The sequence below is a fragment of the Streptomyces sp. NPDC021622 genome (assembly GCF_040640795.1).
Lineage (GTDB): Bacteria > Actinomycetota > Actinomycetes > Streptomycetales > Streptomycetaceae > Streptomyces.
On sequence record NZ_JBFACK010000009.1, the window covers coordinates 144,046 to 169,051 of the forward strand.

The window sequence follows — 25,006 nt, forward strand, 5'->3', positions numbered from 1 at the left end:
CGTGGGCGGCGCTGCTGCGGCCGACGCTAGCAGTCGGTCTAGACCAAGGCGTCGCCTGATTCGCCGCGCGTCCGGGCAAGTGCCTCCGGGTGGTGGACGTAGGCGGGGTGCCGCTCCACGGTGTCGTACGTGCGGTGGAAGACGGGCGTCGCGCTGCCGGACAGCGGCGGCACGATCCACGACCAGTCGGCGCCCACGGTCCTGCCCTTGCTCTCCTCGCGGCCCAGGTGGGTCAGGAAGCGGCGGGACTCGGTGTGGTGGTCGGTCATGGTGACGCCCGCCCGGTCGAAGGAGTGCAGCACGGCGCGGTTGAGCTCGACGAGGGCGCGGTCCTTCCAGAGCGAGCGGTCGCTGCCGGTGTCGAGGCCGAGCAGTTCGGCGACGCGCGGCAGCAGGTCGTAGCGGTCGCTGTCGGCGAGGTTGCGGGCGCCGATCTCGGTGCCCATGTACCAGCCGTTGAAAGGCGCCGCCGGGTAGCAGACACCGCCGATCTCCAGGCACATGCAGGCGATCGCGGGCACGGCGTGCCAGCGCAGTCCGAGCGCCGCCCACCGCGAGTCCTCGGGATGCTCGATCGGGACTTCCAGAACGGCGTCGGGCGGCAGTACGAACCAGCGGGGCTTGTCCATGCCTTCCTGGATCACCAGGGGCAGTACGTCGAAGGGGCTGCCGGGGCCGCCGGGCCAGCCGAGGCGGCGCGCGAGCGCGGTGATGCCGACGTTGCGGGGGTCGCCGGTGACACCGCCGCCGGGGCGTTCGTACCCCGCGTACCGGATGAGCTGCTCGTTCCAGATGCGCGGCCCCGGACGCCCCGGGGCGTCGGGCGCGAAGACGGTGATGAGGGGCCTGATCCGCCGCCCGTCGCGCACGGCTTCCCGCAGATGCTCCGCCGCGCCGGCCGCGACGTCATCGGCGCCGGTCAGCTCCCTGCGGTCGATGACGCGCAGGGATCGCCAGTAGAGGCGCCCGATGCACCGGGCGGCGTTGCGCCAGGCGAGCCGGGCGCCGAAGACGAGTTCGTCCGGGGTGTGGCGGTAGGTGCCGCCGGCCGCGATCTCGGCGAACACCCGGGCCATGCGTGGGGCGGGGTCGCCGAGGCCGGCCTCGCCGTGGTGCAGCCGGATGAACTCGGCGGCGGCTCGGCGGAGGGCGGGTTCCGGCAGGATGCCGGGTGCGGGCAGGGCTCCCGGGGCTCCGTCCTCGTGGCCCGCCGCGCCGTCGGGGCACCGCGTGTCGGCGGCGCGCTGGTGCGGGTGGTCCACGGTGTCGACGGGCTTCCCGTGTCCGGTCCTGCGCAGGAAATTCCGCATGGCACCCCCAGGCGGCTCCGGGGCACGGACCGCTCCCGCACGGCCCGCGCGTCTGTTAGCCGCGGAGTTACCCCTCGGGCGGGCTGATCCACCCTGTATGTGCCCGGTGAACATGCCTCAGATGGGGGCGAATTGTCCACGGCGTGAGTGGTATCGGCAGGTCAGCGCAGGTGCGTGGGGGTGCACGCAGGGGCGCACGAAGAGCTCAGAACGGGGCGCGCCCGCGCTTGCGAGCGCCCGTTGCGCGGGAGGCGGCGATACCGCCGCCCTGTAAGGGGCGCGGGGAACTGCGCGACCAGCCACGAACGGCCCGCAGATTTGTCACCCGCCTACCAGCGGAGCGCTCAGCGGCGTACGCGTCGGACTGTGCAGCGGCCCCGACAGCTCGGCAAGAGCCTTCTCCAGGCCATGGAGATGGGCGAGCACCGGCTCGGCGGCGGCGCCCTGCGGCACGGCGACCGGGTGGGCCGCGTGGCCGCCGAGCATCCGCTCCGGGGCGGTCAGCGCCTCCACCGCGGCCTCCACGCGCCAGCACGCGGCAGCGAGGCGCGCGTCGTGCGAGGCCTCGGGGTCGGCGGCGATCGAGGCGAGGCCGCGCACCTCGCGGGCACAGTCGTCGAGCAGCGCGAGCACCTGACGGGCGCGCTCCTTGCGGGCCCGCAGCGGGCTGAGCGGATGCACCAGCGGGGCGAGCGAGAACCGCACCTTGCCCAGGAGCTGCTCAAGCTCGGCGACGCGCGGGGCGGGGTCGGCCGACTCGGACCCGGCGAGCCGGGCGGCGGCCTCGGCAGTGCAGGCGTGCACACAGCGCAGGGCGCGCTGGATCCAGGCGTTGGTGGTGGCGTGCGTGGTGACGGGCAGGACGAGGAGCACGGCGATGACGGCGCCGAGCGCCCCGACGCCGGTCTCGGCGACGCGCAGGGCGAGCAGCCCCGGGTTCAGGACCCCGAGCAGGCCGTACAGCACCCCGGCCATCACGGTGACGGCGAGCATCATCCACGTGTACGACACGGCTGCGGTGTAGAAGATCCCGAAGACGCTGACGGCGACGATGACCGCCGAGGGCACGGGAGCGCCGTGCAGCGGCACCGCAAGGACGAAGCCGACGCCGATGCCGATGACGGTGCCGAGGACCCGCCGGAAGCTGCGCACCAGCGTCTCGCCGCTCGAGGCGGTGTTGACGAAGACCCACCAGGTGGCGCCCACCGCCCAGTACCAGCGCTGGTCGGAAAGCACCTGCCCCAGACCAAGGGCGAAGGCCCCGCCGAGCGTCGCCTGGACGGCCTGCCGGGTCGTCGTACGCGCAAGACCCTTGCCGCCGGGCGGGGCCGGCACGGCCGCGGGCGGCTGCCGCCGCTCGTAGCACCACACCCCGAACCGCACGGCCGAGGAGGCGCACAGGGACAGCAGGACGGCGGCGAACAGCTCGGGCAGCTGCGCCGGACGCGTGTGCAGGAACTGCGTCGCGAAGAACATCATGAACGCGAAAACCCCGAGCGAGTGCCCGCGCGGTCCCCACCGCCGCGCGTACACCCCGGCGCCCATGACCGCGAGGAAGGCGACGTCCCGCGCCACCGGAACGTCATGCAGTCCCGCCGCGAGAGCCAGCACGGGAAACCCGACCACCGGCAGCAGGGCGGTGGTGACCGCCTGTCCGCGCACGGTCGCGTCGGTGACCGTGAAGAGGGCGAGCAGCGCGGCGAGCCCGCCCGTGATCGCCGCGACGAGCGAGTGTCCGGCCACACCGCAGAGGGCCACGGCGAAGCCGACCCCGAGGACGGCCCGAGACGCGAAACGCAACCGCGCCCGCCCCGGATCCGGCGCCACGAACACCCTCTTCAGCACGGCTTCCCCGCCCCTTTCGCGTTCTGATCGGCCTGATCGACCTGCCCGCATGAAAAAGGCGCCGCGGAATCCGCAGCGCCATCGACGGGACCATCACACCATCCACCGGCACCCTGGCTCAACCGACGTCGATTCGGCTGAGCCATTGGCACACCTCACTCGCCTGATGCCGGACCGCGAGCAGGCCATCGGACCAGACGGTCGCCGTTCCCGGACCCTGCGGCCCCGGCCGTCGAGCAGCCGGTGACCAGGAGGAGCACGGCCACCGCACCAAGGAAGCCCGCCCTCATGACACGGCCCGCAGGAGCGCCGCGATGGTGTCGAAACCGCGCCGCTCGGCGTGCCGCAGCGGTGTGACGCCGTCCGCGTCGGCGAGGTCGGGGCGGGCGCCCGCCGTGATGAGCAGTTCCACGATCTCCTGGTGCGGCAGCTCCCCGTCTCCGAGGATCACGGCCTCCAGAAGGGCCGTCCAGCCGAGGTCGTTGACGTGGTTCACGTCGATGTCCGTCTCGCGCAGCACCGCGCGTACGTAGGCGACGTGGCCGCGTTCGCTCGCCGGGATCAGCGAGACGCCGCCGAACCGGTTGCGCAAGGTCACGTCCGGCCCCGCGGGCAGCAGCACGCGCATCATCGGGACGCTGCCGGTGACCCCGGTGACCAGCCACGCGCTGTCGCTGCGGCGGTCCTGCGCGTTCGGGTCCGCCCCGGCTGCGACCAGGACGCGGGCGGCCTCCACATGGCTGCCCAGCGAGGCGAGCAGCAGCGGGGAGCGCAGCTCGGCGTCGCGGGCCTCCACGGACGCCCCCGCGTCCAGGGCGGCGCGCACCTCTGCGGCGTCACCGCGGCGGGCAGCCTCCAGGAGCCGGCGGTTGCGGTCGTGCATCTCGGTCCTCCAGAGACGTATGGGCGTATGGGCGTACGTACGAGAAGACCGGCGGCACCCACACGGGGGTGCCGCCGGGGTACAGGGCCGCGGCTACTTGGCGAGGGCGGCGACGCCGGCCTGGGCGAACTTCTCGTCCAGGTCGCCGGAGGGCGCGCCCGCGACGCCGATGCCCGCGATCGGGGCGCCCTTGGCGGTGACCGGGGCGCCGCCCGCCAGGAACAGCGTGCCGGGGATGTCCTTCAGGTTCGGGGCCTGTTCCAGGCGCTTGGCCAGCTCGGAGGTCGGCGCGTTCCAGGAGACGGCGGTGAACGCCTTCTTCTCGGCCGCCTCGTAGGACTGCGGGCCCGCGCCGTCGCCGCGCAGCGTCAGGATGGTGTTGCCGTTGCGGTCCACGACGGCGACGGAGACGCGCTGGTTCTCCTTCTCGGCGGCGTCCAGGGTGGCCTGCGCGGCCTCGGTGGCGGCGTCGATCGTCAGGTGGGAGGTCTGCGTGACGTTCTTGCCGGCGGTGTCGGCCTTGGCCGCGGCGGGGGCGGCCGGCGTGGCGGCGTTGGCGGAGACGGCTCCGAACGTGCCGGCGGAGAGGGCGGCGGCGGCAACGGTGCCGGTGAGGACGCGGGTACGCAGCGACATCTTCTTCATGGTGGGCTCCTTCGAATGGACCGGCCGGATGGACCGGGGAACCGGGGAACCGGCCGGATGGACCGGGGGACCGACCGGGGGACCGGGGAAGCTCGGGAAGCTCTGCGTTCCCGCTCTGACATCCATCCTGGGTCCGGATCCGGCCCGACCCCGTCGACCTAGGAGCCGCCTTGGCCTGCCCCGACGGGGGACGGCCGGGTCAACCGATCGGTTGACCCCCGCTCGCCGCTGCCGCCACCTCCGGCGGCCACTCCCCCGGAACCAGCACCCCCAGCGCGTACGCCCGCGCGACCAGCTCCGTCCGGTTCGACGCGCCCCAGCGCTCGGTCAGGCGTCGCAGGTGGTAGGTGACGCCGTCGCGGGTGAGGCCCGTTTCGCGGGCCGCCCTTTCCGTGGTGGCGCCCGTGGCGAGCAAGGCCAGGATGCGGGCCTCGGACGGAGTGGCCGCAGCCGTCGTCTCCGGCGCGGCGGGGGCGGTGTCCTCGCCCAGGACGCGGAGCAGTACGAGCAGCCCGGGGACCTCGTCGGCGGTGTCGCTCACCGGCTCCGCCGTCAGCTCGCCGTGGCGGCGCACTCCGTCGGCGGCCTCCCAGCGCACGGCGACGGGGTAGCGGGAGCGGCGGCCCAGGCGCAGCGCCTCGACGATCCGCACGACCTGCGTCTCCTCCTCGGGGCGGAACAGTTCCAGTACGTTGCGGTCACGCAGGGCGCCGGGCGCGCTGCCCCACTCCGCCGCCATCGCCGGGTTGGCCAGGATGATCGCCCCGTCGGCGGCGCACACCGCGACCGGCGTCGGGATGCGGTCCAACAGGGTCATCGCGCGGTTGCGCCACAGCACGGAGTCCATGGACGGCTCCTTGTCCATGCGCGGCTCCTTCCGGCGGAGTTCGACAGGGGTGGCAGGGGCGGCAGGGTCGATCGGGGCGTGAGCCGTCAAGTGCGTGGCGGCTGACGGCACTACACAATCATGTAGTGGCGCGGTACTGACCCGGGGGTAAGAACGATCAAGCTGGGGGCAGTGACTTCCGTACGGCGAAAGGCAGTTGTCGCGCCATGCCCCCCACACCCGCGCCCACCGCAGCGCTCCCGGACCTGTCCGCGACCGGACAGACGATCGACGTCGACGGCATCCCGCTGATCGACATCTCCGCGACCGGCCCCGGGTCCGCCCCGCTGCAGCAGGCCATGGAGCTGACCCGGCGGCACGGCCCGGTGGTGCGGCGACGGCTGCACGGCAGGGATGCCCTGTTCGTCAGCGATCTCGACCTCGTCACCGAACTCGCCGACGAGCAGCGGTTCGCCAAGCATGTCGGGCCCGCCCTGGAGAACGTGCGCGAGTTCACCGCGGACGGCCTGTTCACCGCGTACAACGACGAGCCCGACTGGGCCCGCGCGCACGACATCCTGATGCCCGCGTTCGCACTGGGCTCGATGCGGACCTACCACCCGGTCATGCTGCGCGTCGCCCACCGGCTCATCGAGTCGTGGGACCGGGGCGCGCGCGACGGACGCCCCGTGGACGTGCCCGGCGACATGACCCGGATGACCCTCGACACCATCGGACTCGCCGGGTTCGGCTATGACTTCGGGTCCTTCGAGCGGGCCGAGCCGCATCCGTTCGTCGACTCCATGGTGCGCTGCCTGGAGTGGAGCATGACGCGTCTGAGCCGTACGCCGGGCAGTGACCACTCGGCGGCCGACGCGGCGTTCCGGGCCGACGCCGGCTATCTGGCGCAGGTGGTCGACGAGGTCGTCTCCGCGCGCGCCGACGCACCCGGCACCGCGGAGTCCGCCGAGGATCTGCTCGGCCTGATGCTCACCGCGCGCCATCCCGGCGACGGCGGGAAGCTGAGCACCGCCAACATCCGCAACCAGGTGATCACGTTCCTGATCGCGGGGCACGAGACGACGTCAGGCGCGATGTCGTTCGCCCTCTATTACCTCGCCAAGCACCCCGCCGTGCTGCGGCTCGTGCGCCGCGAGGTCGACGCGCTCTGGGGCGACGCCGCCGACCCCGAGCCGACGTTCGACGAGGTCGGACGGCTCACCTACACCCGTCAGGTGCTCAACGAAGCGCTGCGGCTGTGGCCGACGGCCGCCGCGTTCGGCCGCCACGCCCGCGAGGACACCCTGCTCGGCGGCCGCATCCCGCTGCGCGCCGGGCAGGGCGTCACGGTCCTGACGCCGATGCTGCACCGGCAGCCGGTGTGGGGCGACAACCCGGAGCTCTTCGACCCCTCGCGCTTCACCCCGGAGGCGGAGGCGGCCCGCTCCCCGCACGGGTTCAAGCCGTTCGGCACCGGTGAACGGGCCTGCATCGGGCGGCAGTTCGCGCTGCACGAGGCGACGATGCTGCTCGCCATGCTGGTCCACCGCTACCGCCTTCACGACCACGCCGACTACCGGCTGACCGTCAAGGAGACGCTCACCCTCAAGCCCGATGGCTTCACGCTCACCCTCACGCCGCGCACCGCGGCCGACCGCGTGCACGGCGAACTGCCGGGTGCGACAGCCCGCCGCGCGGCGGCCGAGCCCGACACCGCGACACTTCCGGCGAGGGTCCGCTCCGGCACCCGCGCGCTGTTCCTGCACGGCAGCAACTACGGCACCTGCCGGGACTTCGCGGCCCAACTCGCCGACGAGGCGGCCTCGGTGGGCTGTGAGACGGAGGTGGCGCCGCTGGACGCCTTCGCGGGGGCGCTGCCCGTCGACCGCCCGGTCGTCATCACCGCGGCCTCCTACAACGGCCGCCCCACCGACGACGCGGCGGCCTTCGCCTCCTGGCTGGACGGCGCGCCCGCGGCCACCGCCGAGAACGTCACGTACGCGGTGCTCGGCGTGGGCGACCGCAACTGGGCCGCCACCTATCAGCACGTCCCGACCCGCTTCGACGAGCGGCTCGCCGAGCTTGGCGGCACCCGGCTGCTCGACCGTACGGCGGCCGACGCGTCGGGCGATCTCGGCGGGGCGATACGGGACTTCACGGCTCGACTGCGCACCGCGCTGCTCGAACGGTACGGCGACCCCGACGCGGCGGAAGCGGAAGAGGATCACGCCTCGGACGCGTACGAGGTCCGTGAGCTGACCGGCGGCCCGCTGGACGCCCTTGCCGCGCGCCACGGCCTCGCCCCGATGACCGTGACGGAGGCGTACGACCTCACCGCGCCCGGCCACCCCCGCGTCAAGCGGTTCCTGCGGCTCGCGCTGCCCGACGGCGTGACCTACCGCACCGGCGACCACCTCACGGTGCTGCCCGTCCAGGACCCGGCATCGGTCGAACGGGCCGCCGGGGCACTCGGGTTGGACCTGGACGCCGTCCTCGACATCCGCGCGGGCCGCCCGCGCCGTGACGGTCTCGCCGTGGACCGGCCGCTGACGGTCCGCCAACTCCTGTCCCGGCACGTCGAGTTGCAGGAGCGCCCGACCGCCGGGCAGCTGGCCGCGCTCGCCGCGGCCAACCCCTGCCCGCCGGAGCGGGCCGCTCTCGCCGCCCTGGCCGACGATGCCCATGCGCGGGCCGCCGACGGGCGCACGCTGCTCGAAGTGGTCGAGGCGCACCCGGCGTTGCGCGGCGCCCTGGACTGGCCGACGCTTCTGGAGGTGCTCACGCCGATGCGTCCGCGCCACTACTCGGTGTCCTCCTCGCCCGCGGTCCGGCCCGGCCAGGTGGACCTGATGGTCTCCCTGCTGCAGGCGCCCGCCCGCTCCGGGAGCGGCCGCCTCTACCGGGGGACGGGCTCCGGCCATCTGGTCGGCCTGCGGCCGGGCGACACGGTCCTCGCCCGTGTCCAGCCGTGCCGCGAGGCCTTCCGTATCGATCACGGGGACACAGCAGGCACAGCGCCGGTCATCATGGTCGCCGCGGGCACCGGTCTCGCGCCCTTCCGGGGTACGGTCGCTGACCGCACCGCGCTGCTGGCCTCGGGCTCCCAACTCCCGCCCGCGCTCTGCTACTTCGGCTGCGACCGGCCGGACGCCGACTTCCTGCACGCCGATGAGCTGCGCGCCGCAGAGGCAGCGGGGGCGGTCTCGCTGCGGCCCGCGTTCAGCGAGGCACCGGTGGACGGGGTCACCTTCGTCCAGCACCGCATCGCCGCCGAGGCCGACGAAGTGTGGGGGCTGCTCACCGCCGGTGCTCGCGTCTATGTCTGCGGCGACGGCTCCCGGATGGCGCCCGGCGTACGCGACGCCTTCCGCACCCTCCACCGGGACCGCACACCGGGGGCCACCGCCGAGGACTCCGAGCAGTGGCTCGACGAGCTGATCGGGGCGGGGCGTTACGTCGAGGACGTGTACGCCGCCGGGTAGGGCGACGTCTCGCGGCGGGCCAGGATCTCCAGGGCCCGCTCGCACCAGCGCAGGTTCTCCTCCTCGAAGGCGCGGCCGCGCATCAGCGTGAGGTAGGGGCCGACGCGCTCGGCGTCGCGCAGGAACGCCTCCTCGTCACGTCCGGCGAGGAGGCGTTCGCGCTGCCGTTCATAGCCGGCGAGCTTGCCCCGCGACCACGTCACGCGCTCCTCCAGGAGCGCCCGGGTGGCGTCCGGGTCTCCCCCGTCCATGGCCTGGATCTTGACCAGGAGTTCGTCGCGGATGGCGGTCGGGCGCGGTGGCTCGGCCGCGAAGGCGTGCAGCGCGCGGCGGCCCGTGTCGGTGAGCGTGAACATCCGCTTGTTCGGCCTGCGTTCCTGCTGCACCACGCGCGCCTCGATCAGGCCCTCGCCGTCCAGGCGCTCCAGCTCGCGGTAGAGCTGCTGGGGCGTGGCCGACCAGAAGTTCCCCACGGACACGTCGAAGACCTTGGCCAGGTCGTAGCCGGACGACTCGCCTTCCAGGAGCGCCGCCAGGACCGCGTACTTCAGAGACATCTGGACACCGTACACCGATGTGATTAGTCTCCCACGCACCTACTCAACAAATTGACTATCAGGACCCTCCCGGGTCTTCTGAGTCCGTCTGAGTCCTTTCGAGTCCTTTCGAGTCCTTCCGAGCAGTGAGGTGTGGCATGCAGGCATTCCGCAAGGCCGTCGAGGCGGGCGATCACGCGGCCATCGAGGCGCTCCTGGCCGATGACGTCGTCTTCAGCAGCCCGGTCGTGTTCCGCCCGTACCCCGGCAAGGCGACCACGGCCGCGATCCTGCGCGGCGTCACGCGCGTCTTCGAGGACTTCCGCTACGTACGCGAGATCAATGACGCCGGGGGCCGCGATTCCGCGCTCGTCTTCGCGGCCCGCGTCGGCGACCGCGAGATCAGTGGCTGCGACTTCCTCCACCTCGACGAGAACGGCCTGATCGACGAGTTCACGGTGATGGTGCGTCCGCTGTCGGCCGCGCAGGCGCTCGCCGCCGCCATGGGCGCCCAGTGGGAGCGGATCACCGAGGAGGCGGCCGCCGGGTGAGCAGGACCGCGGCTACCAGGCGCGGGCGGCCTTGATCAACTGGTCGCGGACCAGCGCGACATGCGGGTTGTCCGCGGACCCTGGGCGCTGGACCAGATAGCCGGTGTTGATCGGGGCGTCCTGCGGATCGTGCAGCAGGACGAGGCTGCCCGCGGCCAGCGCGTCGCGGCACAGATAGCGGGGCAGCACGGAGAAGCCCGCGCCCGCGATCACGGCGGAGAGCACGCCGCGCAGGTCGGGCACGGTGACGGAGGCCTCGCGGGTCAGGCGCCTGCCGAAGACGTGCCGCCAGTAGCGGCGGGCGATCGGCAGGTCCTCGGCGTAGGTGACGAGTGGGACTCCGTGCAGCACCGCGGGGCCTTCGACGGCGATCCGGTCGGGGCCGCCGATCCGCTCGACCCATGACTCCGCGGCGACCAGGACGAACTCCTCGTCGGCCAGCGGCACGGCGTGCAGGGAACGCCCGCGGGGGCGGGCCGTGGAGATCACCAGGTCATGGCGTCCGGCGCGCAGCCCGTCCAGGAGCGGATCGGTCAGGCCGGTGCTGACCCGCAGCCGGACGCCCTTCTCGACCAGCGGCGCGAGGGCGGGCAGCGCGCTGTGGCAGAGCATCTCGGCCGGGCCCGCCAGATGGACGGGCCCGGCCGGGGCGCCGTCGAGGGGGCCGCCGTGACCGGTGACCGCCGCAAGGGCGTCGAGGGGATCGACGATGCGGGAGGCGAGCGCGTCGGCGAACGGCGCGGGGGCGACGCCGCGCGGCAGCCGCTCGAACAGCTCCCGGTCGACCTGCCGCTCCAGGGCGCGGATCTGGGTGGTGACGGTGGGCTGCGAGAGGCCGAGCAGGCGCGCGGCGGACGTGAAGGAGCCCGACCGGTACACCGCCAGGAACGTACGCAGCAGGTTCAGGTCCAGCGGACCGCCGGCGGCACTCGTCGCCTGCGCCGCTCCCGGCGATCCATCGGAATCCTTATCTCCCATATGGCTCAGCCTATTGGATTTCCTTGGGGTGGCGGACCTACCTTCGAGGCATCAACGCACTGACGTTCTGAGCACGGAACGTCAGGTACTCCACCCTCGGAAGCCTCGGAGAGACACATGTCCAAGATCCTGTTCGTCATGACCGGCGCCCACCACTGGACCCTGGCCGACGGCACCCAGCACCCGACCGGCTTCTGGGCCGAGGAGGCCGTCGCGCCGTACGAGGCGTTCAAGGCCGCGGGCCACGAGATCGTCGTCGCGACGCCGGGCGGTGTCGTCCCGCCCGTCGACCGGGCAAGCCTGGCGCCCGAGTTCAACGGCGGCCAGGAAGGCGCCGACAAGGTCGCCGCCACCCTCGAATCGATCGACGAGCTGAACCACCCGGTCAAGCTCGAAGAGGTCGACCTGGCCGACTACGCCGCGGTCTTCTACCCCGGCGGCCACGGCCCCATGGAGGACCTCTCCGTCAACGCGGACTCGGGCAGGCTCCTCACCCTCGCCCTGGAGTCGGGCAAGCCGCTCGGCGTGGTCTGCCACGCACCGGCCGCCCTGCTGGCCGCGACGAAGGCCGACGGCTCCAACGCCTTCGCGGGCTACCAGCTGACCGGCTTCACCAACGTCGAGGAGACGCAGTCCGGCTTCGCCGACAAGGCCAAGTGGCTGCTCCAGGACCGCCTCGTCGTGGCGGGCGCCGACTTCCAGGAGGGCGAGCCGTGGGCCCCGAAGGTCGTCGTCGACCGCAACCTGGTCACCGGCCAGAACCCGGCGTCCGCCGCCCCGCTGGCCACCGAACTCCTGAAGAAGCTGGCCTGACCCCGATGGGCACCGACCGGCTCGACGAGGTCCTCGACGCCGCCTACGACTGCCTCACCAGGTACGGCGTACGGCGCACCACGATGGACGACATCGCCACCACCATGGGCGTGTCCCGGTCAGCGGTCTACCAGTACGTACGCAACAAGGACGACGCCTTCCGCAAGCTCGCCCGGCGCCTGCACACCCAGGCGCTCGAGCGGGCCGAGCGGGCGGCGGCCGACCCGGACGCCCCGCGGGCCGAACGCATCCGGGGCGTCCTGGCGGCCAAGCTCGACCTGGTCCTTCGCCTGGCCGGGGACTCGCCGCACTCCGCCGAACTCCTCGACCACAAGGCCCGCCTGTTCGGCGACATCTGCCACGACTTCACGGGCTCGCTGCGCCGTCTGCTCATCGGCCTGTTCGCCGAGGCGGGGGGCCCCGCGACGGTGGAACCGGCCGAGGCCGCCGACATGTGCATCGCCCTCGTCATCGGCCTGGAGTCCGTCTCCGAGGGGGAACGCCTCTTCGGGCCCGCGACGGACGCGCTCCTGACCGGACTCCTCGTCACGCCCCCTCTCGTCACACCCCCTCCCGACGCGCCGCTGAACGTGCCGCTGAGCTGACTTCCGGTCAATTCCTGTGGTGGCCCTGTGGATTTTTCGCCCGCTGCCTGCGGCCCCCGCCGCCGCGCCATAGGCTCCCCCGGCTGATCGTTCACGTTCCGGGGAGGAGCACCCATGGCAGCACAGCGCCGTTCGGCACAGGATGCGGAGGCCGAACCGAATGGGCCTGACGGGTCCGAGGGGCCCGGCCGCCGCAGGGTGCTCGCCTATCTGCTCGCGGCGCCCACGCTGGCCGTCGGCGTACGGTTCGGCGTCGACTCGTCCGGCGAGAGCGCCGAGGCCGTGGTGCCGTCGCCGCCGCAGCCCGAGAACCTCCTCGACCTCGGCGATCTGCAGAACCTGGCGGCGGCGCCCACCGCGGGCCTGATCGCCGTCCAGGTGCACACCGACGGCACCGCGTCCTTCGCGGTGCCCCGTGCGGAGGTGGGCCAGGGCATGACCACGGCGGTCGCGATGATGATCGCCGAGGAGATGGACCTGCCCATCGGCAAGGTCAAGGTGACGATGGCCGACGCCCGCCCTGAACTCCTGATGAACCAGCTGACCGGCGGCTCGAACTCGATGCGCAGCATGTACCGCCCGGTGCGCGTCGCGGCGGCCGTGGCCCGGCAGCGGCTCGTCGCGACGGCCGCCGAGCAGTGGGGCGTCGACGCGTCCGAACTCACCACCAAGGACGGCGTCATCGCGTACGGCGCCGAGAAGAGCACCACGTACGGATCACTCGCGAAGGCGGCGGCCAGCACGCAGGTCGTCCAGGCCTCGGCCCGGCTGAAGGACCCCTCGGAGTTCACCGTCCTCGGCACCCCGCAGAACCGGGTCGACGCGCTGGCCGCCGTGACCGGGAAGAAGACGTTCGGGATGGACATGCACGTCCCGGACGCCAAGCCGACGATGGTGCGCAGGCCGCCGACGATCAACGGCACGGTCGTGTCCGTGGAGAACGCGGACGCGGTGCGGGACATGCCGGGCATCACCGATGTCGTGACCGTCGAGCACGGTGTGGCGGTGCGCGGCGAGACGTTCGGCCAGTGCATCGACGCGCTGCGGGCGCTGAAGGTGACCTGGGGCCGTGGCACCGTCGACGGGGAGTCGGACGACACCGTCCTCGCCAAGCTCAAGAAGGCGGCGCTGCCGATGGTGGTGCCGCCGCTGCTCACCAAGAAGGTCGACGCCGAGTTCACCTTCGCGTTCGCCAGCAACAGCCCGCTTGAGCCCGACAACGCGATCGCGGACGTGCGCGCCGACCGGGCCGAGATCTGGTCGAGCCTCAAGGTGCCGATCGTCGCCCAGCGGGACATCGCCACGCGGCTGGGGCTGCCCCAGAAGGCGGTCACCGTGCATGTGATCGAGGGCGGCGGCTCGTTCGGGCGGCATCTCTTCCACGACGTGGCCGCCGAAGCCGCCGAGATCTCGCAGAAGATGGGCAAGCCGGTCAAGCTGTCGTGGTCCCGTACGGACAACTTCCGGCAGGGGCGCACGCATCCGATGTGCGTCTCACGGGTCCGCGCGACGTACGCGCTCGGCAATGTGCTCAGCTACGAGCAGCGGCACACCAGTTCAGAGACCGACTTCGGGCACGGCCTTGGCGAGATGATCACGTCGACGGCGGCGAAGCTGCCGGTGGCGGGCAATCTGACGTTCGCCGAGACCATCTTCCAGCTGACCCAGTCCACTCCGTACAACTTCGGGGTGACCACGCAGCTCCTCAACGAGGTGCCGCTGAAGTTCAACACGGGCAGCATGCGCAACATCTACTCGCCGAACGTGGCGTGCGCGAGGGAGCTGGTCGTCGACCTGCTTGCGGGGAAGCTCGGCAAGGATCCGGTGGAGTTCCGCCGCGAGTTCCTCAAGGACAAGCGGCTGCGGGCCGTACTGGACAAGGCAGTTGAGGAAGGCGCGTGGGGCAAGTCCCTTCCCGCCGGGGTCGCGCAGGGCATCGCGCTGCACTCCGAGTACCGGGGAGCGGTCGCCGCGCTCGTCGAGATCGACTGCCGGCCCGAGACGGTGAACCGGAAGGTCAGGGACGGAGTCACCGGACCGCGCGTCAGCAAGGCCCTGATGGTCGTGGACGCGGGCTTCGCCATCAACCCCCGTGGCCTGGAGGCCCAGATGATGGGCGGCATGAACGACGCCCTCGCCATGGCGCTCACCTCCAGCCTGCACATCAAGGACGGCATCCCGCTGGAGGGCAGCTGGGACAACTACTTCTACACCCGGCAGTGGAACACCCCGCCCGACCTGCGGGTCGTCGTGATGCCAAGCACCGGCGACAAGCCGTCCGGTGCGGGCGAGTTGGGGGTCGCTCCCGCGTTCGCCGCGATCGCCTGCGCCTACGCACGCGCCACCGGGACGCTGCCGACCAGCTTCCCGATCAACCACGGCACGCTCAGCTTCGAACCGCTGCCGCTCGAGCCGTCAACCCCGCAGTCCCCGACCGACGGTCTCGACCGCGCCTACTGAGGAGTCTTCCGTGCCAAGCCACACCTTCAAGCTCAACGGCGAGCGGATCACCGTCGAGGCCGAGGACGACGTACGCCTCCTGTGGGTCCTGCGCGATCTGCTCGGTGTCACGGGACCCAAGTACGGCTGCGGTCTCGGTGTCTGCCAGTCCTGTACGTCGCACATCAACGGCAAGGCGTTCAACCCCTGTTCGGTGCCGGTGTCGAAGATCGGCACCGACGACGAGGTCACCACGATCGAGGGCCTGCCCGGCACGGTCGGCAAGGAACTGCACCCCATGCAGGAGGCCTGGCTGGAGCTCGACGTGTCGCAGTGCGGGTACTGCCAGCCGGGGCAGATCATGGCCGCGGTCGCCAAGGTGCGGCAGGCCGCCGACGCCGGTCGTGAGATCAGCGACGGCGACCTGGACGAGATCCGCAACATCTGCCGCTGCGGCACGTACACCCGGATCCGGGAGGCCATCAAGGCCGGGGCGAAGCGGATGTGAACTCCTTTGCGTACTCGGTGAGTTCCGGCGCCGCATCGGGTCCGGAATGGGCCGCCGCGCGCCGGGCGGGGAAGCCGTGCCTGCGGGCGGCGGCCACCACCACGAGCACCGGTACGAGCAGAGCGAGGACGCTCCAGGGGAAGGACTCCGGGCCGAACTGTCCGAGGAGGATGCCGCCGACGACGCCGCCGCCCGCCATGGCCGCGTTCCAGAGGGTGACGAGCATGGCCTGCGCGGCGTCCGCCGAATCGCCGCCCGCGTCGCCGACGGCGGTCTGAAGCAGCGTGGGCGCGCCGCCCCAGCCGAGCCCCCACAGCGTCACCGCCACATAGACGAGGGCGGGGCTTTCGGCGAGCACCGCGAGGAGCGCGGCGGCCACGGCGACCAGCAGGGCGCTCGCGATGGTGAGCGTACGGAGCCTGCGGTGGATGTGGGCGCCCACGATCCAGATGCTCAGCAGGGAGGCGGCGCCGAAGACGAGCAGGACGAGGTCGGTGGAGCCGCCCATGCCGAGGTGGTCGAGGAACGTGGCGATGTAGGTGTAGAGGATGGTGTGGGCCAGGACGAAGACCAGGGTGACGGTCAGGACCGGCGTCACGCCGGGGATGCGCAGGGTCGAGAGGACCGGGGTGCGGCCCTCGCGCCGCTGTCCGGGGTGGTCGGGCACGGACACGGTGATCCAGGCGAGCAGTACGACGGTGAGCACGGTCATCAGCAGGAACGCGACGCGCCAGCCGAGCGCCTTGCCCAGGAAGGTCCCCGCGGGCACGCCGAGCGACAGGGCGAGGGGGATGCCGGCCATGGCTATGGCGATCGCCTTGCCCTGCAGCTGGACCGGTGCCAGGCGGCGGGCGTATCCGGCGAGCAGCGCCCAGGCGAGACCGGCCGCCACGCCCGCGACGAACCGGGCCACCATGGTCAGGGGGTAGTTGCCGGAGACCGCCGTGACCGTATTGGCGAGGGCGAAGCCGGTCATCGCGGTCAGCAGCAGCCGCTTGCGCCGCCACCCCGCGGTGGCCGCCGTCAGCGGGATCGCGGTGAGCGCGGTGCCGATCGCGTAGATGGTGACCGTCTGGCCCATCGCGGACTCGCCGACGCCCAGGTCGGCGCTCATCGCGGGCAGCAGCCCGGCCGGCAGGGTCTCGGTGAGGCTGGTGATGAAGACGGCGGTGGCGAGGGCGAGGAGTGCGGCGAGGGGAAGCTTCTGGGTCCCGGATCCGCCCGGGGAACCCACGTGTTGTGTGGTGTGGTTGCTCATGTCGCCTATGCTCGAACCCTCACATTGATGTGAAGGTCAAGGAAAAGGCTGCGAGGTCGGCACATGCGGATCGGAGAGCTGTCGGAGCGCACCGGCACACCCCGGCGACTGCTGCGCTACTACGAGGAGCAGGGCCTGATCATGGCCGAGCGCGCGGCGAACGGCTACCGCGAATACGACGAGCGCTTCGTGGACCGGGTCCTGCAGATCCGCGGGCTGCTCGACGCGGGCCTTCCCACCCGCATCATCAAACAGATCCTGCCGTGCCTCGACAAGCCCCGGACCATCTACTTCCCGGACGCGACGCCCGAGATGATCGCCACTCTGGAGCACCAGCGGGACCGCATGACCGAGCGCGTGAACTGCCTGAGCCGCAACAGGGACGCCATTGCGGAGTACCTCGACGCCGTACGCAACGGCAACTCATGACCCGAGCAACGCGTCGAGCCCCGCGGCCAGTTGACCGGGCCCGCCCCGGTCGTCCAGGGCCAGGGCGATGGCCCGCAGCTGCGGGAACTCCTGCGCTGGCATGCGGTGCAGACCGAGGCGGAAGGCGGGGTCCGGCTCGCCCGGCTCGTCGTCCATGGCCCGCAGCTCCACGAGGAGATAGCCGAGCAGCCACGCGGTGAACGCCCGGTGCAGCCGGACGGTGCGGCGGTCGCTCAGCCCCGCGTCCCGCAGCAGCGCAAGGACCCGCTCGTCGCTGCGCAGCACGGCCGTGGGCCGCCGGGCCAGCGGGGTGGACAGCAGACGGGTGGCCAGGAGCGGGACCACGTTCGGGTGGCGCAGGGCCACGCGGTAGGTGGCGAGGGCGATGCGGTGCAACTCCCGCTGCCAGTCGGCGACTTGGGGCTCCTCCGGCTGCTCTGCCAGATCCGCCTCCAGTTCCAGGCAGAACGCCTCGACCAGGCCGTCCAGGAGGTCGCTCTTGCTGGGTGCGTAGCGGTAGAGGGCCATCGCCTCCACGCCCAGTTCCGCGCCGAGCTTGCGCATGCTGAGGCCGGTGAGTCCGTCGCGGTCGACGACCTCCACGGCCGTGGCGAGCACCCGCTCGCGGCTCAGCCGCCCATAACGTCCGCGGTCGCTCGCGCGCCGCCCCTGGGGCGCCCCCGACCCCGCTTCTCTCCCTTTCGGCATGACCGCCGCCTCCGTAGCTCCGGCCCCCTTGACCCCAGGGAACATCGGGTGCAAAGTCGTACATATACGACGTAAACGTACGTAGTCAGCGTACAGCGTCGGAGCCCCTCAGGAGCGTCGCACCATGACGCACAGCAAGCCGATCACGGCGGACCAGGCCGAGCTGGAGGGCGAACTCGCGCGGATGTCGGACGGCAACGTCGTCCGGATCAGTCCCGGCGGACCCGTCTTCGGACTGCCGTTCCCGGTGCGCACCGTCCGGCCGACGACCTTCGTGCCCGCGCTCCCCCGCCGCGACCGGGCCCTCCTCACGGCGATCGCCATGGGCTGGGCGCTGAGCTTCCTCTACTTCTGGGCCTGGTGGCTGCGCCCCGAGCACCGCGTCGGCTGGGCGGGTCTGATCGTCAACAGCGTCCTGCTGCTCTACCTCACCGGCCTGCCCTGCTACTTCTTCGTCACCGCGCTCCGCCTTCGCCGGGTCAACCCGGACCTGCCGGTCCCCGCGGCGCCGGTCGCCTTCGCCGTCACCCGCGCCCCCTCGGAGCCGTGGCCCACCGTCCGCCGGACGCTCGAAGCGATGCTGGCCCAGGACTTTCCGCACACCTACGACGTATGGCTGTGCGACGAGGACCCGACCGAGGAGATCACCGCGTGGTGCCGCAGCCACCGGGTGCGGATGTCCTGCCGCCGCGGCGTGACCCCCTACCACCGGCCCGACTGGCCGCGCCGCACCCGCTGCAAGGAAGGCAACCTCGCCTACTTCTACGACCATTGGGGCTATCAGCGCTACGACGTGGTCGCGCAGCTCGACTGCGACCACGTGCCCGCCGCGACCTACCTCACCGAAATGGTCCGCCCCTTCGACGACCCCGCCATCGGCTATGTCGCCGCGCCCAGCATGTGCGACGCCAATGGCCCGGACTCCTGGGCGGCCCGGGGGCGAGTGCACCGCGAGGCCATCTGGCACGGCGCGGTGCAGCTCGGCCACAGCGACGGCCTCGCACCGATGTGCATCGGCTCCCACTACGCCGTACGCACCCGGGCGCTGCGGGACATCGGAGGGCTCGGTCCGGAGCTCGCCGAGGACTTCTCCACCACGTATCTGCTCAACTCGGCGGGCTGGCACGGGGCGTTCGCCGTCGACGCCGAGGCGCACGGGGACGGTCCGCTCACCTTCGGCGACATGATCACGCAGGAGTACCAGTGGTCACGGAGCCTGACCACGATGCTTCTGGGCCTGCTGCCGCGCCATCTGCGCCGGCTGCCCTTCGTGCTGCGCCTGCGCTTCTCCTACGCCCTGGCGTACTACCCGATGCTCGGCCTGATGATCACCGCGGGCCTCACGCTCCCGCCGATCGCCATCATCACCGGTCTTCCGTGGATGAACGTCAACTACTTCGACTTCCTGGTCCACTTCTGGACCATGCCCGTGTGGCTGCTCCTGACCCTGCTCCTGATGCGCCGCTGCGGGATGCTGCGGCCGCGTGCCGCGCCCCTGGTCAGCTGGGAGACCTGGCTGTTCGCGCTTGCCCGCTGGCCGTTCGTCATCCTGGGCCTGCTCGGCGCGGTCGGCCAGAAGCTGCGCTCGCGGCCGCTCACGTTCAAGGTCACGCCCAAGGACACCGGCGGCCCGCGGCCGCTGCCCGCCCGGCTGACCCTGCCCTTCGCCGTGCTCGCCGCGGGGCTCTCCGTGATCGCCCTGGTCGGCGAGTTGACGAGCCCGTCGGCCGGCTACGTCTTCCTCTGCCTGCTCGCCGCCACGACGTACGCCGTCGTCGCCATCGCCGTTCCCCTGCTGCACGTCCGCGAGGCGGCACGGGCGGCCGGCCTCCGCTTCACCCACGCGCTGCCCACGGCGGGCCTCCCGCTGACCCTCGGCCTTCTGGCGGCACTGCCGGTCGCCACCGCCATCACCTTCTACCCGGCGTACGCCGCCGCCGTCCTGGGCTGGTGAACGGCCATGAGGAAACCGTCCACGATCCTGGTCACCGGCGGAGCGGGCTTCATCGGAAGCCACACCTGCGTCGAACTCCTCGACCACGGCTACGAGTTGATCGTGATCGACGACTACTCCAACAGCACCCCGCAGGTCTTCACCCGCGTGGAACGGATCACCGACCGCTTCGTCGGTGCCGTCTATGAGCTGGACATCCGTGATCGGCGCGCCCTGTCGGCCGTATTCGACCGCCACTCCGTGGACGCCGTCGTGCACTTTGCCGCGCACAAGGCCGTGGGCGAGTCGACACGGATGCCCATCCAGTACTACGACAACAACGTCGGCGGCACGACCGCGCTGCTGCGGGTCATGCAGGAACACGACGTGCACCAGCTGGTGTTCTCCTCGTCCTGCTCGGTCTACGGCGACGCGGGACGCGGCCCGCTCGACGAGTCGACGCCCGCGGCGCCCACCAATCCGTACGCCTCCTCCAAGTGGCTCTGCGAGCTGCTGCTCGCCGATGTGTGCGCCCGCTGCCCCGAGTTCACCGTGCTCGCCCTGCGCTACTTCAACCCGGTGGGCGCCCACCCCAGCGGCCTCCTCGGCGAGGATCCCGGCGGCGTGCCCGACAATCTGATGCCGTACGTCGCGCAGGTCGCCGTCGGCCGCCGGGAGCGGCTGCCCGTCTTCGGCCAGGACTACGCCACCCCCGACGGCACCGCTGTCCGCGACTATCTGCACGTCATGGACACCGCCGAGGCCCACCGGGTGGCCCTCGACCACCTCGCCGACCGACCCGGCATGCAGGTCTTCAACCTGGGCGTCGGCCTGGGCCGTTCGGTCCTCGACGTGATCTCCGCGTTCGCCGCGGCCTGCGGCCGGGCCGTCCCGTACCAGATCCTGCCGCGCCGGCCCGGCGACGTCACCGAACTCGTCGCCGACGCGGGCGCGGTGGCGCGCGCCTGGGGCTGGCGCCCCACCCGCGACCTGGCCGACATGTGCCGTGACGCATGGCGGTTCCAGCAGCTCAATCCGCACGGCTACGCCGGCTCCGGACGGCACCCGAACGGCACCCGGCACGACCCTTGAGGAGCGACGCCATGAGGATGACAGTGATAGGCACCGGATACGTGGGGACGGTGCACGCCGCGTGCATGGCCGACCTGGGCCACGATGTCCTCGGCATCGACATCGACGCCGAACGGATCGCATCGCTTGCGGCGGGCCGGGCCCCCATCCACGAGAGCGGCCTGGACGAGCTGCTCGCCCGCACCGTCGCGTCGGGCAGGCTGCGCTTCTCCACCTCGCTCGCCGAGGGCGCCGCGTTCGCCCGGACACACTTCGTCTGCGTGGGCACCCCGCAGCGGCCCGACAGCGAGGCCGCCGACCTGCGGTACGTCGACGCCGTCGTGGACAGCCTGGCCCCGCATCTGCGGCCCGGCAGCCTGATCGTCGGCAAGTCCACCGTGCCGGTGGGCACGGCGGCCCGGCTCTCCGAGCGGCTCGCCGAGATGACCCCGGGCACGGAGGTCGCCTGGAACCCCGAGTTCCTGCGCGAAGGCTCCGCCGTCCAGGACACGATGCGGCCCGAGCGGCTCGTCGTGGGCGTCTCGTCGAAGCACGCCGAGGGGGTGCTGCGGGCGATTTATACGCCGATGATCCTGGCCGGGGTGCCGTTCTTCAGCACCGATCCGGCCACCGCGGAGCTGGTCAAAGTGGCGGCGAACTCCTTCCTCGCCACCAAGATCTCCTTCATCAACGCGATGGCCGAGGTGTGCGACGCCGCCGGCGCCGACGCGTCGGTGCTCGCCTCCGCCATCGGCGCGGACTCCCGGATCGGCCCCCGCTTCCTTGAGCCGGGGCTCGGCTTCGGCGGGAGTTGCTTCCCCAAGGACATCCGGGCCTTCGCCGCCCGCGCCGAGGAGCTCGGCGCCGGCGACGCCGTGGTGTTCCTGCACGAGGTCGACCGGATCAACACCCGGCAGCGCAGGCGCACCGTCGACCAGGCACGCGGACTCCTCGGCGGTTCCTTCACCGGCCGCCGGATCGCCGTCCTCGGCGCCGCGTTCAAGCCCGGCAGCGACGACGTGCGCGACTCGCCGGCCCTCGTCGTGGCGGCCGCCCTGCAGGAACAGGGCGCCACGGTCCGCGTGCACGACCCCGAGGCCGTCGACAACGCGCGCACCGTCCACCCGGAGCTGACCTACACCCTGGACGTCGACAAGGCCTGCGAGGACGCGGACCTGGTCCTGCACCTCACGAACTGGCCCGAGTACCGCGACATCGACCCCGCCGCGCTCGCCTCGGTGGTCCGCTCCCCCGTCCTCGTGGACGCCCGCAACAGCTTCGACCCGCAGTCCTGGTCGGCGGCCGGCTGGGCCGTGCACGCGCCGGGCCGCCCGCGACTCTCGGCGCGGGCGGCCGCCCCCTCACGACCCACCGCCCCCGTGGCGGCACTCACCGGAGGTGCGTCATGAGGGTCGTGGTGACGGGCGGCGGCGGATTCATGGGCTCCCATCTGTGCGAGGCGCTCCTCGCCAGAGGCGACACGGTCTGGTGCCTGGACAACTTCTGCACCGGCGAACCGGAGAACGTCGCCCACCTGCGCGGCGCGCCCCGCTTCCGGCTGCGCCAAGCGGATGTGACCGAGCCGTTCGACGTGCCGGGCCCGGTGGACGCGGTGGCCCACCTCGCGAGCCCCGCGTCACCGCCCGACTACCAGCGGCTGCCCCTGGAGACCCTGGCCGTCGGCAGCCGGGGCACCGAGAACGCCCTGCGCCTGGCCCAGCGGCACGACGCCCGCTTCCTGCTGACCTCGACCAGCGAGGTCTACGGCGACCCGGAGATCCACCCGCAGCCCGAGGACTACTGGGGCCACGTCAACCCGGTCGGCCCGCGCAGCGTCTACGACGAGGCCAAGCGGTACGCGGAGGCGCTCTCCATGGCCTACCGGCGCAGCCTGGGCGTCGACGTGGGCATCGTAAGGATCTTCAACACGTATGGTCCGCGGATGCGGCCGCACGACGGGCGCGTGGTGTCGACCTTCGTCCGCCAGGCGCTTGCGGGCAGGCCGCTGACGATCTACGGCGACGGCGGCCAGACCCGCAGCTTCTGCTACGTCGACGACCTCGTACGCGGCCTGGTGGCGATGCTCGACAGCGGCCACAGCGGCCCGGTGAACCTCGGCAATCCCAGCGAGCGCACCGTCCGTGAGCTCGCGGAACTCGTCCGCAAGATCACCGGATCGCGCTCCCCGATCGAGTACCGCCCGCTGCCCGTCGACGATCCGACCCGCCGCCGCCCCGTGATCAACCGGGCGCTCGAAGAGCTCGGCTGGGTTCCTCGGGTCACCCTGGAGGAAGGGCTGCGGCACACGGTGGCGTGGTTCACCGCCCGTTCCGGTCCGCCGCCCGCCGAGGTGCCGGCCCTGGCACCGCCGCAGCCCGTGGAGGCCTGATTCCGATGCGCAGGACAGCCGCCGCGTCCGCCCTGGGGCGCCGTGCCGCCCCAGGTGCGCTCGTCGCCGCGATCGCGCTGATCGCGGCGAGCGGCTGCGCCGCCACGCCGCACTACTCGCCGACCAGCACGTACTACGTCAGTACCGATGGCGACGACGGCAACGAAGGCTCATCGCCCGACAAGGCCTGGCGCACGCTGGCCCGCGCCGAACGCGTGGCACTGGAGCCCGGCGACCGGCTGCTCCTCGAAGGCGGCGCCCGCTTCACCGGCACCATCACGCTGAACGGCTCGGAGGCGGGCGACGCGGACCGGCCCGTGGTGATCGGGTCGTACGGCGAGGGCCGGGCCACCGTCGACGCCGAGGGCACCCCCGGCATCTCCGTGCACAACACGGCGGGCGTCGAGATCCGCGATCTTCACGTGACCGGGGACCGCGCCGCCTACGCCGGCGACGGGGGCATCAACCTCTACGCCGACCGTCCGGGCGGCGGACCGATCGACCATGTCCTGGTCTCCGACGTCGAGGTCTCCGGATTCCGGGCGGGCATCGCGGTCGGCAGCAACGAAGAGCGCACCGGCTTCAACGATGTGACGGTGCGTCAGGCCGAGTTGCACGGCAACAAGGACGCCGGGCTGCTGACCTACGGCCCGAAGTTCGAGCCCCGCCAACCCGCCTATGCGCACGAGGACTTCGAGATCGAGGACGTCACCTCCTACCGGAACGCCGGAGACCCGAAGGCGGACGACCGGCACACCGGCGACGGCATCATCCTCGGCTCCGTGCGCCAGGCGACGGTGCGCAACTCCACCGCCCACGACAACGGCGCCCGATCGGCCGTCACAGCGCCGTCGGGCCCGGTGGGCATCTGGGCCTACGACGCCACCGACGTACTCCTGGAGCACAACACCGCGTACCGCAACCACACGCGCTCCAAGGTCGACGGCGCAGGATTCGGGTTCGACGAGAACGTCTCGGGCTCGACCATGCAGTACAACCTGGCCTTCCACAACGACGGCTCCGGCCTCTACGCCTACACCCGCGTGGTGAACGGCGCGCACACCGACAACACGATCCGCTACAACCTGTCCTCCGACAACGGCCGCAGGCTGCCACAGTTCGGCGGGCTCGCGGTCTACGGCCACGACGTGCGCAATCTGCGGATGTACCAGAACACCGTGGTCATGACCGTCCTGGAGGACGGCAGGAGCGGTCCCGCCCTGCGCCTGATGGACGGCCAGACCGGCGTCACCGTCCGCAACAACAACTTCATCACCGACGGCTCCCCGCTGGTCCTCGCGGACGAGGGCCTGACCGCCGCCAACGTCCTCGTGCAGGGCAACAACTACCGTGCCCCGCAAGGACAGTGGACCGCGCAGTGGGGCGACCGCACCTTCTCCGGCCTCAAGGCGTGGAGCGCGGCGACCGGACAGGAACGCCTCCAGGGACAGCCCGTCGGCCTGACCGTCGATCCCTGCCTCGCCGGCGGCGAGCTGCCCGACGTGAACTCCGCCGGTGACGCGCACCTGCTGGCCCCGGACTGCGCGGCCCTCGACGGCAAGGGCCTGGACCTACAGGCGCTGTTCGGCATCGACCCGGGCCCCGTCGACTACTTCGGGCAGACGGTCGGCCATCCCCCGCCCGTCGGTGCCGCCCTGCCCCCGGCGGATGACTGAGCCTCCCGGCGAGAAGACCGAGAAGATGCAGCCCCTCACCCGCCGGGCCTACGATCGAAGAGCGAGACCCCGGTTGACGCGATCCTCGGCCCGGTGTCCCTGCCACGCAGGGAGGCGCTTT

General features: G+C 72.1%; 21 protein-coding genes. 12 read left to right on the top strand and 9 right to left on the bottom strand.

What is annotated here, in order from left to right:
- Positions 1–38: 38 nt before the first annotated feature.
- The 5 genes from AB0G47_RS19595 to AB0G47_RS19615 form a co-directional block, all read right to left on the bottom strand.
- On the bottom strand, positions 39–1,310 hold the full coding sequence (locus tag AB0G47_RS19595) for a nitric oxide synthase oxygenase (RefSeq protein ID WP_360771222.1): 1,272 nt from the start codon (positions 1,308–1,310) through the stop codon (positions 39–41).
- Between the two features lie 321 nt (positions 1,311–1,631).
- Positions 1,632–3,155 carry an FUSC family protein gene (locus tag AB0G47_RS19600; RefSeq protein ID WP_360771226.1) on the bottom strand — a complete coding sequence of 508 codons (1,524 nt, stop codon included), beginning with the start codon at positions 3,153–3,155 and terminating at the stop codon, positions 1,632–1,634.
- Between the two features lie 286 nt (positions 3,156–3,441).
- Positions 3,442–4,038, bottom strand: a complete 597-nt coding sequence (locus AB0G47_RS19605; protein ID WP_360771229.1) for an ankyrin repeat domain-containing protein — start codon at positions 4,036–4,038, stop codon at positions 3,442–3,444.
- 93 nt (positions 4,039–4,131) lie between these two features.
- Entirely contained in the window at positions 4,132–4,683 is a 552-nt protein-coding gene (locus AB0G47_RS19610) for a heme-binding protein (protein WP_360771232.1), read from the bottom strand.
- Between the two features lie 199 nt (positions 4,684–4,882).
- Positions 4,883–5,548 carry a PAS domain-containing protein gene (locus AB0G47_RS19615; RefSeq protein ID WP_360771235.1) on the bottom strand — a complete coding sequence of 222 codons (666 nt, stop codon included), beginning with the start codon at positions 5,546–5,548 and terminating at the stop codon, positions 4,883–4,885.
- A 188-nt stretch (positions 5,549–5,736) separates the two neighbouring features.
- Here AB0G47_RS19615 and AB0G47_RS19620 point away from each other — a divergent pair, with 188 nt between their 5' ends.
- Complete coding sequence (locus tag AB0G47_RS19620; RefSeq protein WP_360771238.1) at positions 5,737–8,991, top strand: cytochrome P450; 3,255 nt, start codon at positions 5,737–5,739, stop codon at positions 8,989–8,991.
- Here AB0G47_RS19620 and AB0G47_RS19625 read toward each other — a convergent pair.
- Positions 8,961–9,548 carry a PadR family transcriptional regulator gene (locus AB0G47_RS19625; RefSeq protein ID WP_360771241.1) on the bottom strand — a complete coding sequence of 196 codons (588 nt, stop codon included), beginning with the start codon at positions 9,546–9,548 and terminating at the stop codon, positions 8,961–8,963. The two genes, AB0G47_RS19620 and AB0G47_RS19625, sit on opposite strands and share 31 nt — an antisense overlap.
- Before the next feature lie 137 nt (positions 9,549–9,685).
- Between AB0G47_RS19625 and AB0G47_RS19630 the strand changes: the two genes are divergently transcribed.
- Entirely contained in the window at positions 9,686–10,078 is a 393-nt protein-coding gene (locus AB0G47_RS19630; RefSeq protein ID WP_360771244.1) for a nuclear transport factor 2 family protein, read from the top strand.
- 12 nt (positions 10,079–10,090) lie between these two features.
- On the opposite strand, the gene AB0G47_RS19635 is transcribed toward AB0G47_RS19630, so the two are convergent.
- Entirely contained in the window at positions 10,091–11,056 is a 966-nt protein-coding gene (locus AB0G47_RS19635) for a LysR family transcriptional regulator (RefSeq protein WP_360771247.1), read from the bottom strand.
- Between the two features lie 117 nt (positions 11,057–11,173).
- Here AB0G47_RS19635 and AB0G47_RS19640 point away from each other — a divergent pair, with 117 nt between their 5' ends.
- The 4 genes from AB0G47_RS19640 to AB0G47_RS19655 all read left to right on the top strand — a co-directional run bounded on the left by AB0G47_RS19640 (position 11,174) and on the right by AB0G47_RS19655 (position 15,421).
- On the top strand, positions 11,174–11,869 hold the full coding sequence (locus AB0G47_RS19640) for a type 1 glutamine amidotransferase domain-containing protein (RefSeq protein WP_360771250.1): 696 nt from the start codon (positions 11,174–11,176) through the stop codon (positions 11,867–11,869).
- Positions 11,870–11,874: 5 nt separating this feature from the next.
- Positions 11,875–12,474, top strand: coding sequence for a TetR/AcrR family transcriptional regulator (locus AB0G47_RS19645; protein WP_360771253.1), 600 nt, complete (start codon positions 11,875–11,877; stop codon positions 12,472–12,474).
- 114 nt (positions 12,475–12,588) lie between these two features.
- Positions 12,589–14,934, top strand: a complete 2,346-nt coding sequence (locus AB0G47_RS19650; RefSeq protein ID WP_360771256.1) for a molybdopterin cofactor-binding domain-containing protein — start codon at positions 12,589–12,591, stop codon at positions 14,932–14,934.
- A 10-nt stretch (positions 14,935–14,944) separates the two neighbouring features.
- Entirely contained in the window at positions 14,945–15,421 is a 477-nt protein-coding gene (locus tag AB0G47_RS19655; RefSeq protein WP_360771259.1) for a (2Fe-2S)-binding protein, read from the top strand.
- Here the strand turns inward: AB0G47_RS19655 and AB0G47_RS19660 are convergent.
- Positions 15,396–16,679 (bottom strand): MFS transporter, encoded by a 1,284-nt coding sequence (locus AB0G47_RS19660; protein WP_360771262.1) that lies wholly within the window; start codon positions 16,677–16,679, stop codon positions 15,396–15,398. The genes AB0G47_RS19655 and AB0G47_RS19660 overlap by 26 nt on opposite strands.
- Positions 16,680–16,742: 63 nt before the next feature.
- Here AB0G47_RS19660 and AB0G47_RS19665 point away from each other — a divergent pair, with 63 nt between their 5' ends.
- Positions 16,743–17,108 (top strand): MerR family transcriptional regulator, encoded by a 366-nt coding sequence (locus tag AB0G47_RS19665; RefSeq protein WP_360771265.1) that lies wholly within the window; start codon positions 16,743–16,745, stop codon positions 17,106–17,108.
- Here AB0G47_RS19665 and AB0G47_RS19670 read toward each other — a convergent pair.
- Positions 17,103–17,816 carry a TetR/AcrR family transcriptional regulator gene (locus AB0G47_RS19670; protein ID WP_360771268.1) on the bottom strand — a complete coding sequence of 238 codons (714 nt, stop codon included), beginning with the start codon at positions 17,814–17,816 and terminating at the stop codon, positions 17,103–17,105. The two genes, AB0G47_RS19665 and AB0G47_RS19670, sit on opposite strands and share 6 nt — an antisense overlap.
- 124 nt (positions 17,817–17,940) lie before the next feature.
- Here AB0G47_RS19670 and AB0G47_RS19675 point away from each other — a divergent pair, with 124 nt between their 5' ends.
- The 5 genes from AB0G47_RS19675 to AB0G47_RS19695 are packed head-to-tail and all read left to right on the top strand — an operon-like array spanning position 17,941 to position 24,885.
- Complete coding sequence (locus AB0G47_RS19675) at positions 17,941–19,770, top strand: glycosyltransferase family 2 protein (protein ID WP_360771270.1); 1,830 nt, start codon at positions 17,941–17,943, stop codon at positions 19,768–19,770.
- 6 nt (positions 19,771–19,776) lie between these two features.
- The gene (gene galE / locus AB0G47_RS19680; RefSeq protein ID WP_360771273.1) at positions 19,777–20,841 is read left to right on the top strand and encodes a UDP-glucose 4-epimerase GalE; all 1,065 of its coding nucleotides are present in this window, start codon (positions 19,777–19,779) and stop codon (positions 20,839–20,841) included.
- Between the two features lie 11 nt (positions 20,842–20,852).
- A complete protein-coding gene (locus AB0G47_RS19685; protein ID WP_360771276.1) occupies positions 20,853–22,229 on the top strand; it encodes a UDP-glucose/GDP-mannose dehydrogenase family protein in 1,377 nt (458 codons plus the stop codon).
- Positions 22,226–23,209, top strand: a complete 984-nt coding sequence (locus AB0G47_RS19690; RefSeq protein WP_360771279.1) for a UDP-glucuronic acid decarboxylase family protein — start codon at positions 22,226–22,228, stop codon at positions 23,207–23,209. Before AB0G47_RS19685 ends, AB0G47_RS19690 begins: the two co-directional genes overlap by 4 nt.
- 5 nt (positions 23,210–23,214) lie before the next feature.
- The gene (locus AB0G47_RS19695) at positions 23,215–24,885 is read left to right on the top strand and encodes a right-handed parallel beta-helix repeat-containing protein (protein ID WP_360771282.1); all 1,671 of its coding nucleotides are present in this window, start codon (positions 23,215–23,217) and stop codon (positions 24,883–24,885) included.
- The last annotated feature ends 121 nt before the right edge of the window (positions 24,886–25,006 follow it).

What these genes read in the sequence shown, in the direction of transcription:
- AB0G47_RS19620 (WP_360771238.1), top strand. Translation starts at nt 5,737, where the DNA reads ATGCCCCCCACACCCGCGCCCACCGCAGCGCTCCCGGACCTGTCCGCG.
- AB0G47_RS19645 (WP_360771253.1), top strand. Translation starts at nt 11,875, where the DNA reads ATGGGCACCGACCGGCTCGACGAGGTCCTCGACGCCGCCTACGACTGC.
- AB0G47_RS19630 (WP_360771244.1), top strand. Translation starts at nt 9,686, where the DNA reads ATGCAGGCATTCCGCAAGGCCGTCGAGGCGGGCGATCACGCGGCCATC.
- AB0G47_RS19640 (WP_360771250.1), top strand. Translation starts at nt 11,174, where the DNA reads ATGTCCAAGATCCTGTTCGTCATGACCGGCGCCCACCACTGGACCCTG.
- AB0G47_RS19595 (WP_360771222.1), bottom strand. Translation starts at nt 1,310, where the DNA reads ATGCGGAATTTCCTGCGCAGGACCGGACACGGGAAGCCCGTCGACACC.
- AB0G47_RS19660 (WP_360771262.1), bottom strand. Translation starts at nt 16,679, where the DNA reads ATGAGCAACCACACCACACAACACGTGGGTTCCCCGGGCGGATCCGGG.
- AB0G47_RS19670 (WP_360771268.1), bottom strand. Translation starts at nt 17,816, where the DNA reads ATGCCGAAAGGGAGAGAAGCGGGGTCGGGGGCGCCCCAGGGGCGGCGC.
- AB0G47_RS19650 (WP_360771256.1), top strand. Translation starts at nt 12,589, where the DNA reads ATGGCAGCACAGCGCCGTTCGGCACAGGATGCGGAGGCCGAACCGAAT.
- AB0G47_RS19625 (WP_360771241.1), bottom strand. Translation starts at nt 9,548, where the DNA reads ATGTCTCTGAAGTACGCGGTCCTGGCGGCGCTCCTGGAAGGCGAGTCG.
- AB0G47_RS19685 (WP_360771276.1), top strand. Translation starts at nt 20,853, where the DNA reads ATGAGGATGACAGTGATAGGCACCGGATACGTGGGGACGGTGCACGCC.
- AB0G47_RS19610 (WP_360771232.1), bottom strand. Translation starts at nt 4,683, where the DNA reads ATGAAGAAGATGTCGCTGCGTACCCGCGTCCTCACCGGCACCGTTGCC.
- AB0G47_RS19665 (WP_360771265.1), top strand. Translation starts at nt 16,743, where the DNA reads ATGCGGATCGGAGAGCTGTCGGAGCGCACCGGCACACCCCGGCGACTG.
- AB0G47_RS19615 (WP_360771235.1), bottom strand. Translation starts at nt 5,548, where the DNA reads ATGGACAAGGAGCCGTCCATGGACTCCGTGCTGTGGCGCAACCGCGCG.
- AB0G47_RS19695 (WP_360771282.1), top strand. Translation starts at nt 23,215, where the DNA reads ATGCGCAGGACAGCCGCCGCGTCCGCCCTGGGGCGCCGTGCCGCCCCA.
- galE (WP_360771273.1), top strand. Translation starts at nt 19,777, where the DNA reads ATGAGGAAACCGTCCACGATCCTGGTCACCGGCGGAGCGGGCTTCATC.
- AB0G47_RS19675 (WP_360771270.1), top strand. Translation starts at nt 17,941, where the DNA reads ATGACGCACAGCAAGCCGATCACGGCGGACCAGGCCGAGCTGGAGGGC.
- AB0G47_RS19635 (WP_360771247.1), bottom strand. Translation starts at nt 11,056, where the DNA reads ATGGGAGATAAGGATTCCGATGGATCGCCGGGAGCGGCGCAGGCGACG.
- AB0G47_RS19605 (WP_360771229.1), bottom strand. Translation starts at nt 4,038, where the DNA reads ATGCACGACCGCAACCGCCGGCTCCTGGAGGCTGCCCGCCGCGGTGAC.
- AB0G47_RS19690 (WP_360771279.1), top strand. Translation starts at nt 22,226, where the DNA reads ATGAGGGTCGTGGTGACGGGCGGCGGCGGATTCATGGGCTCCCATCTG.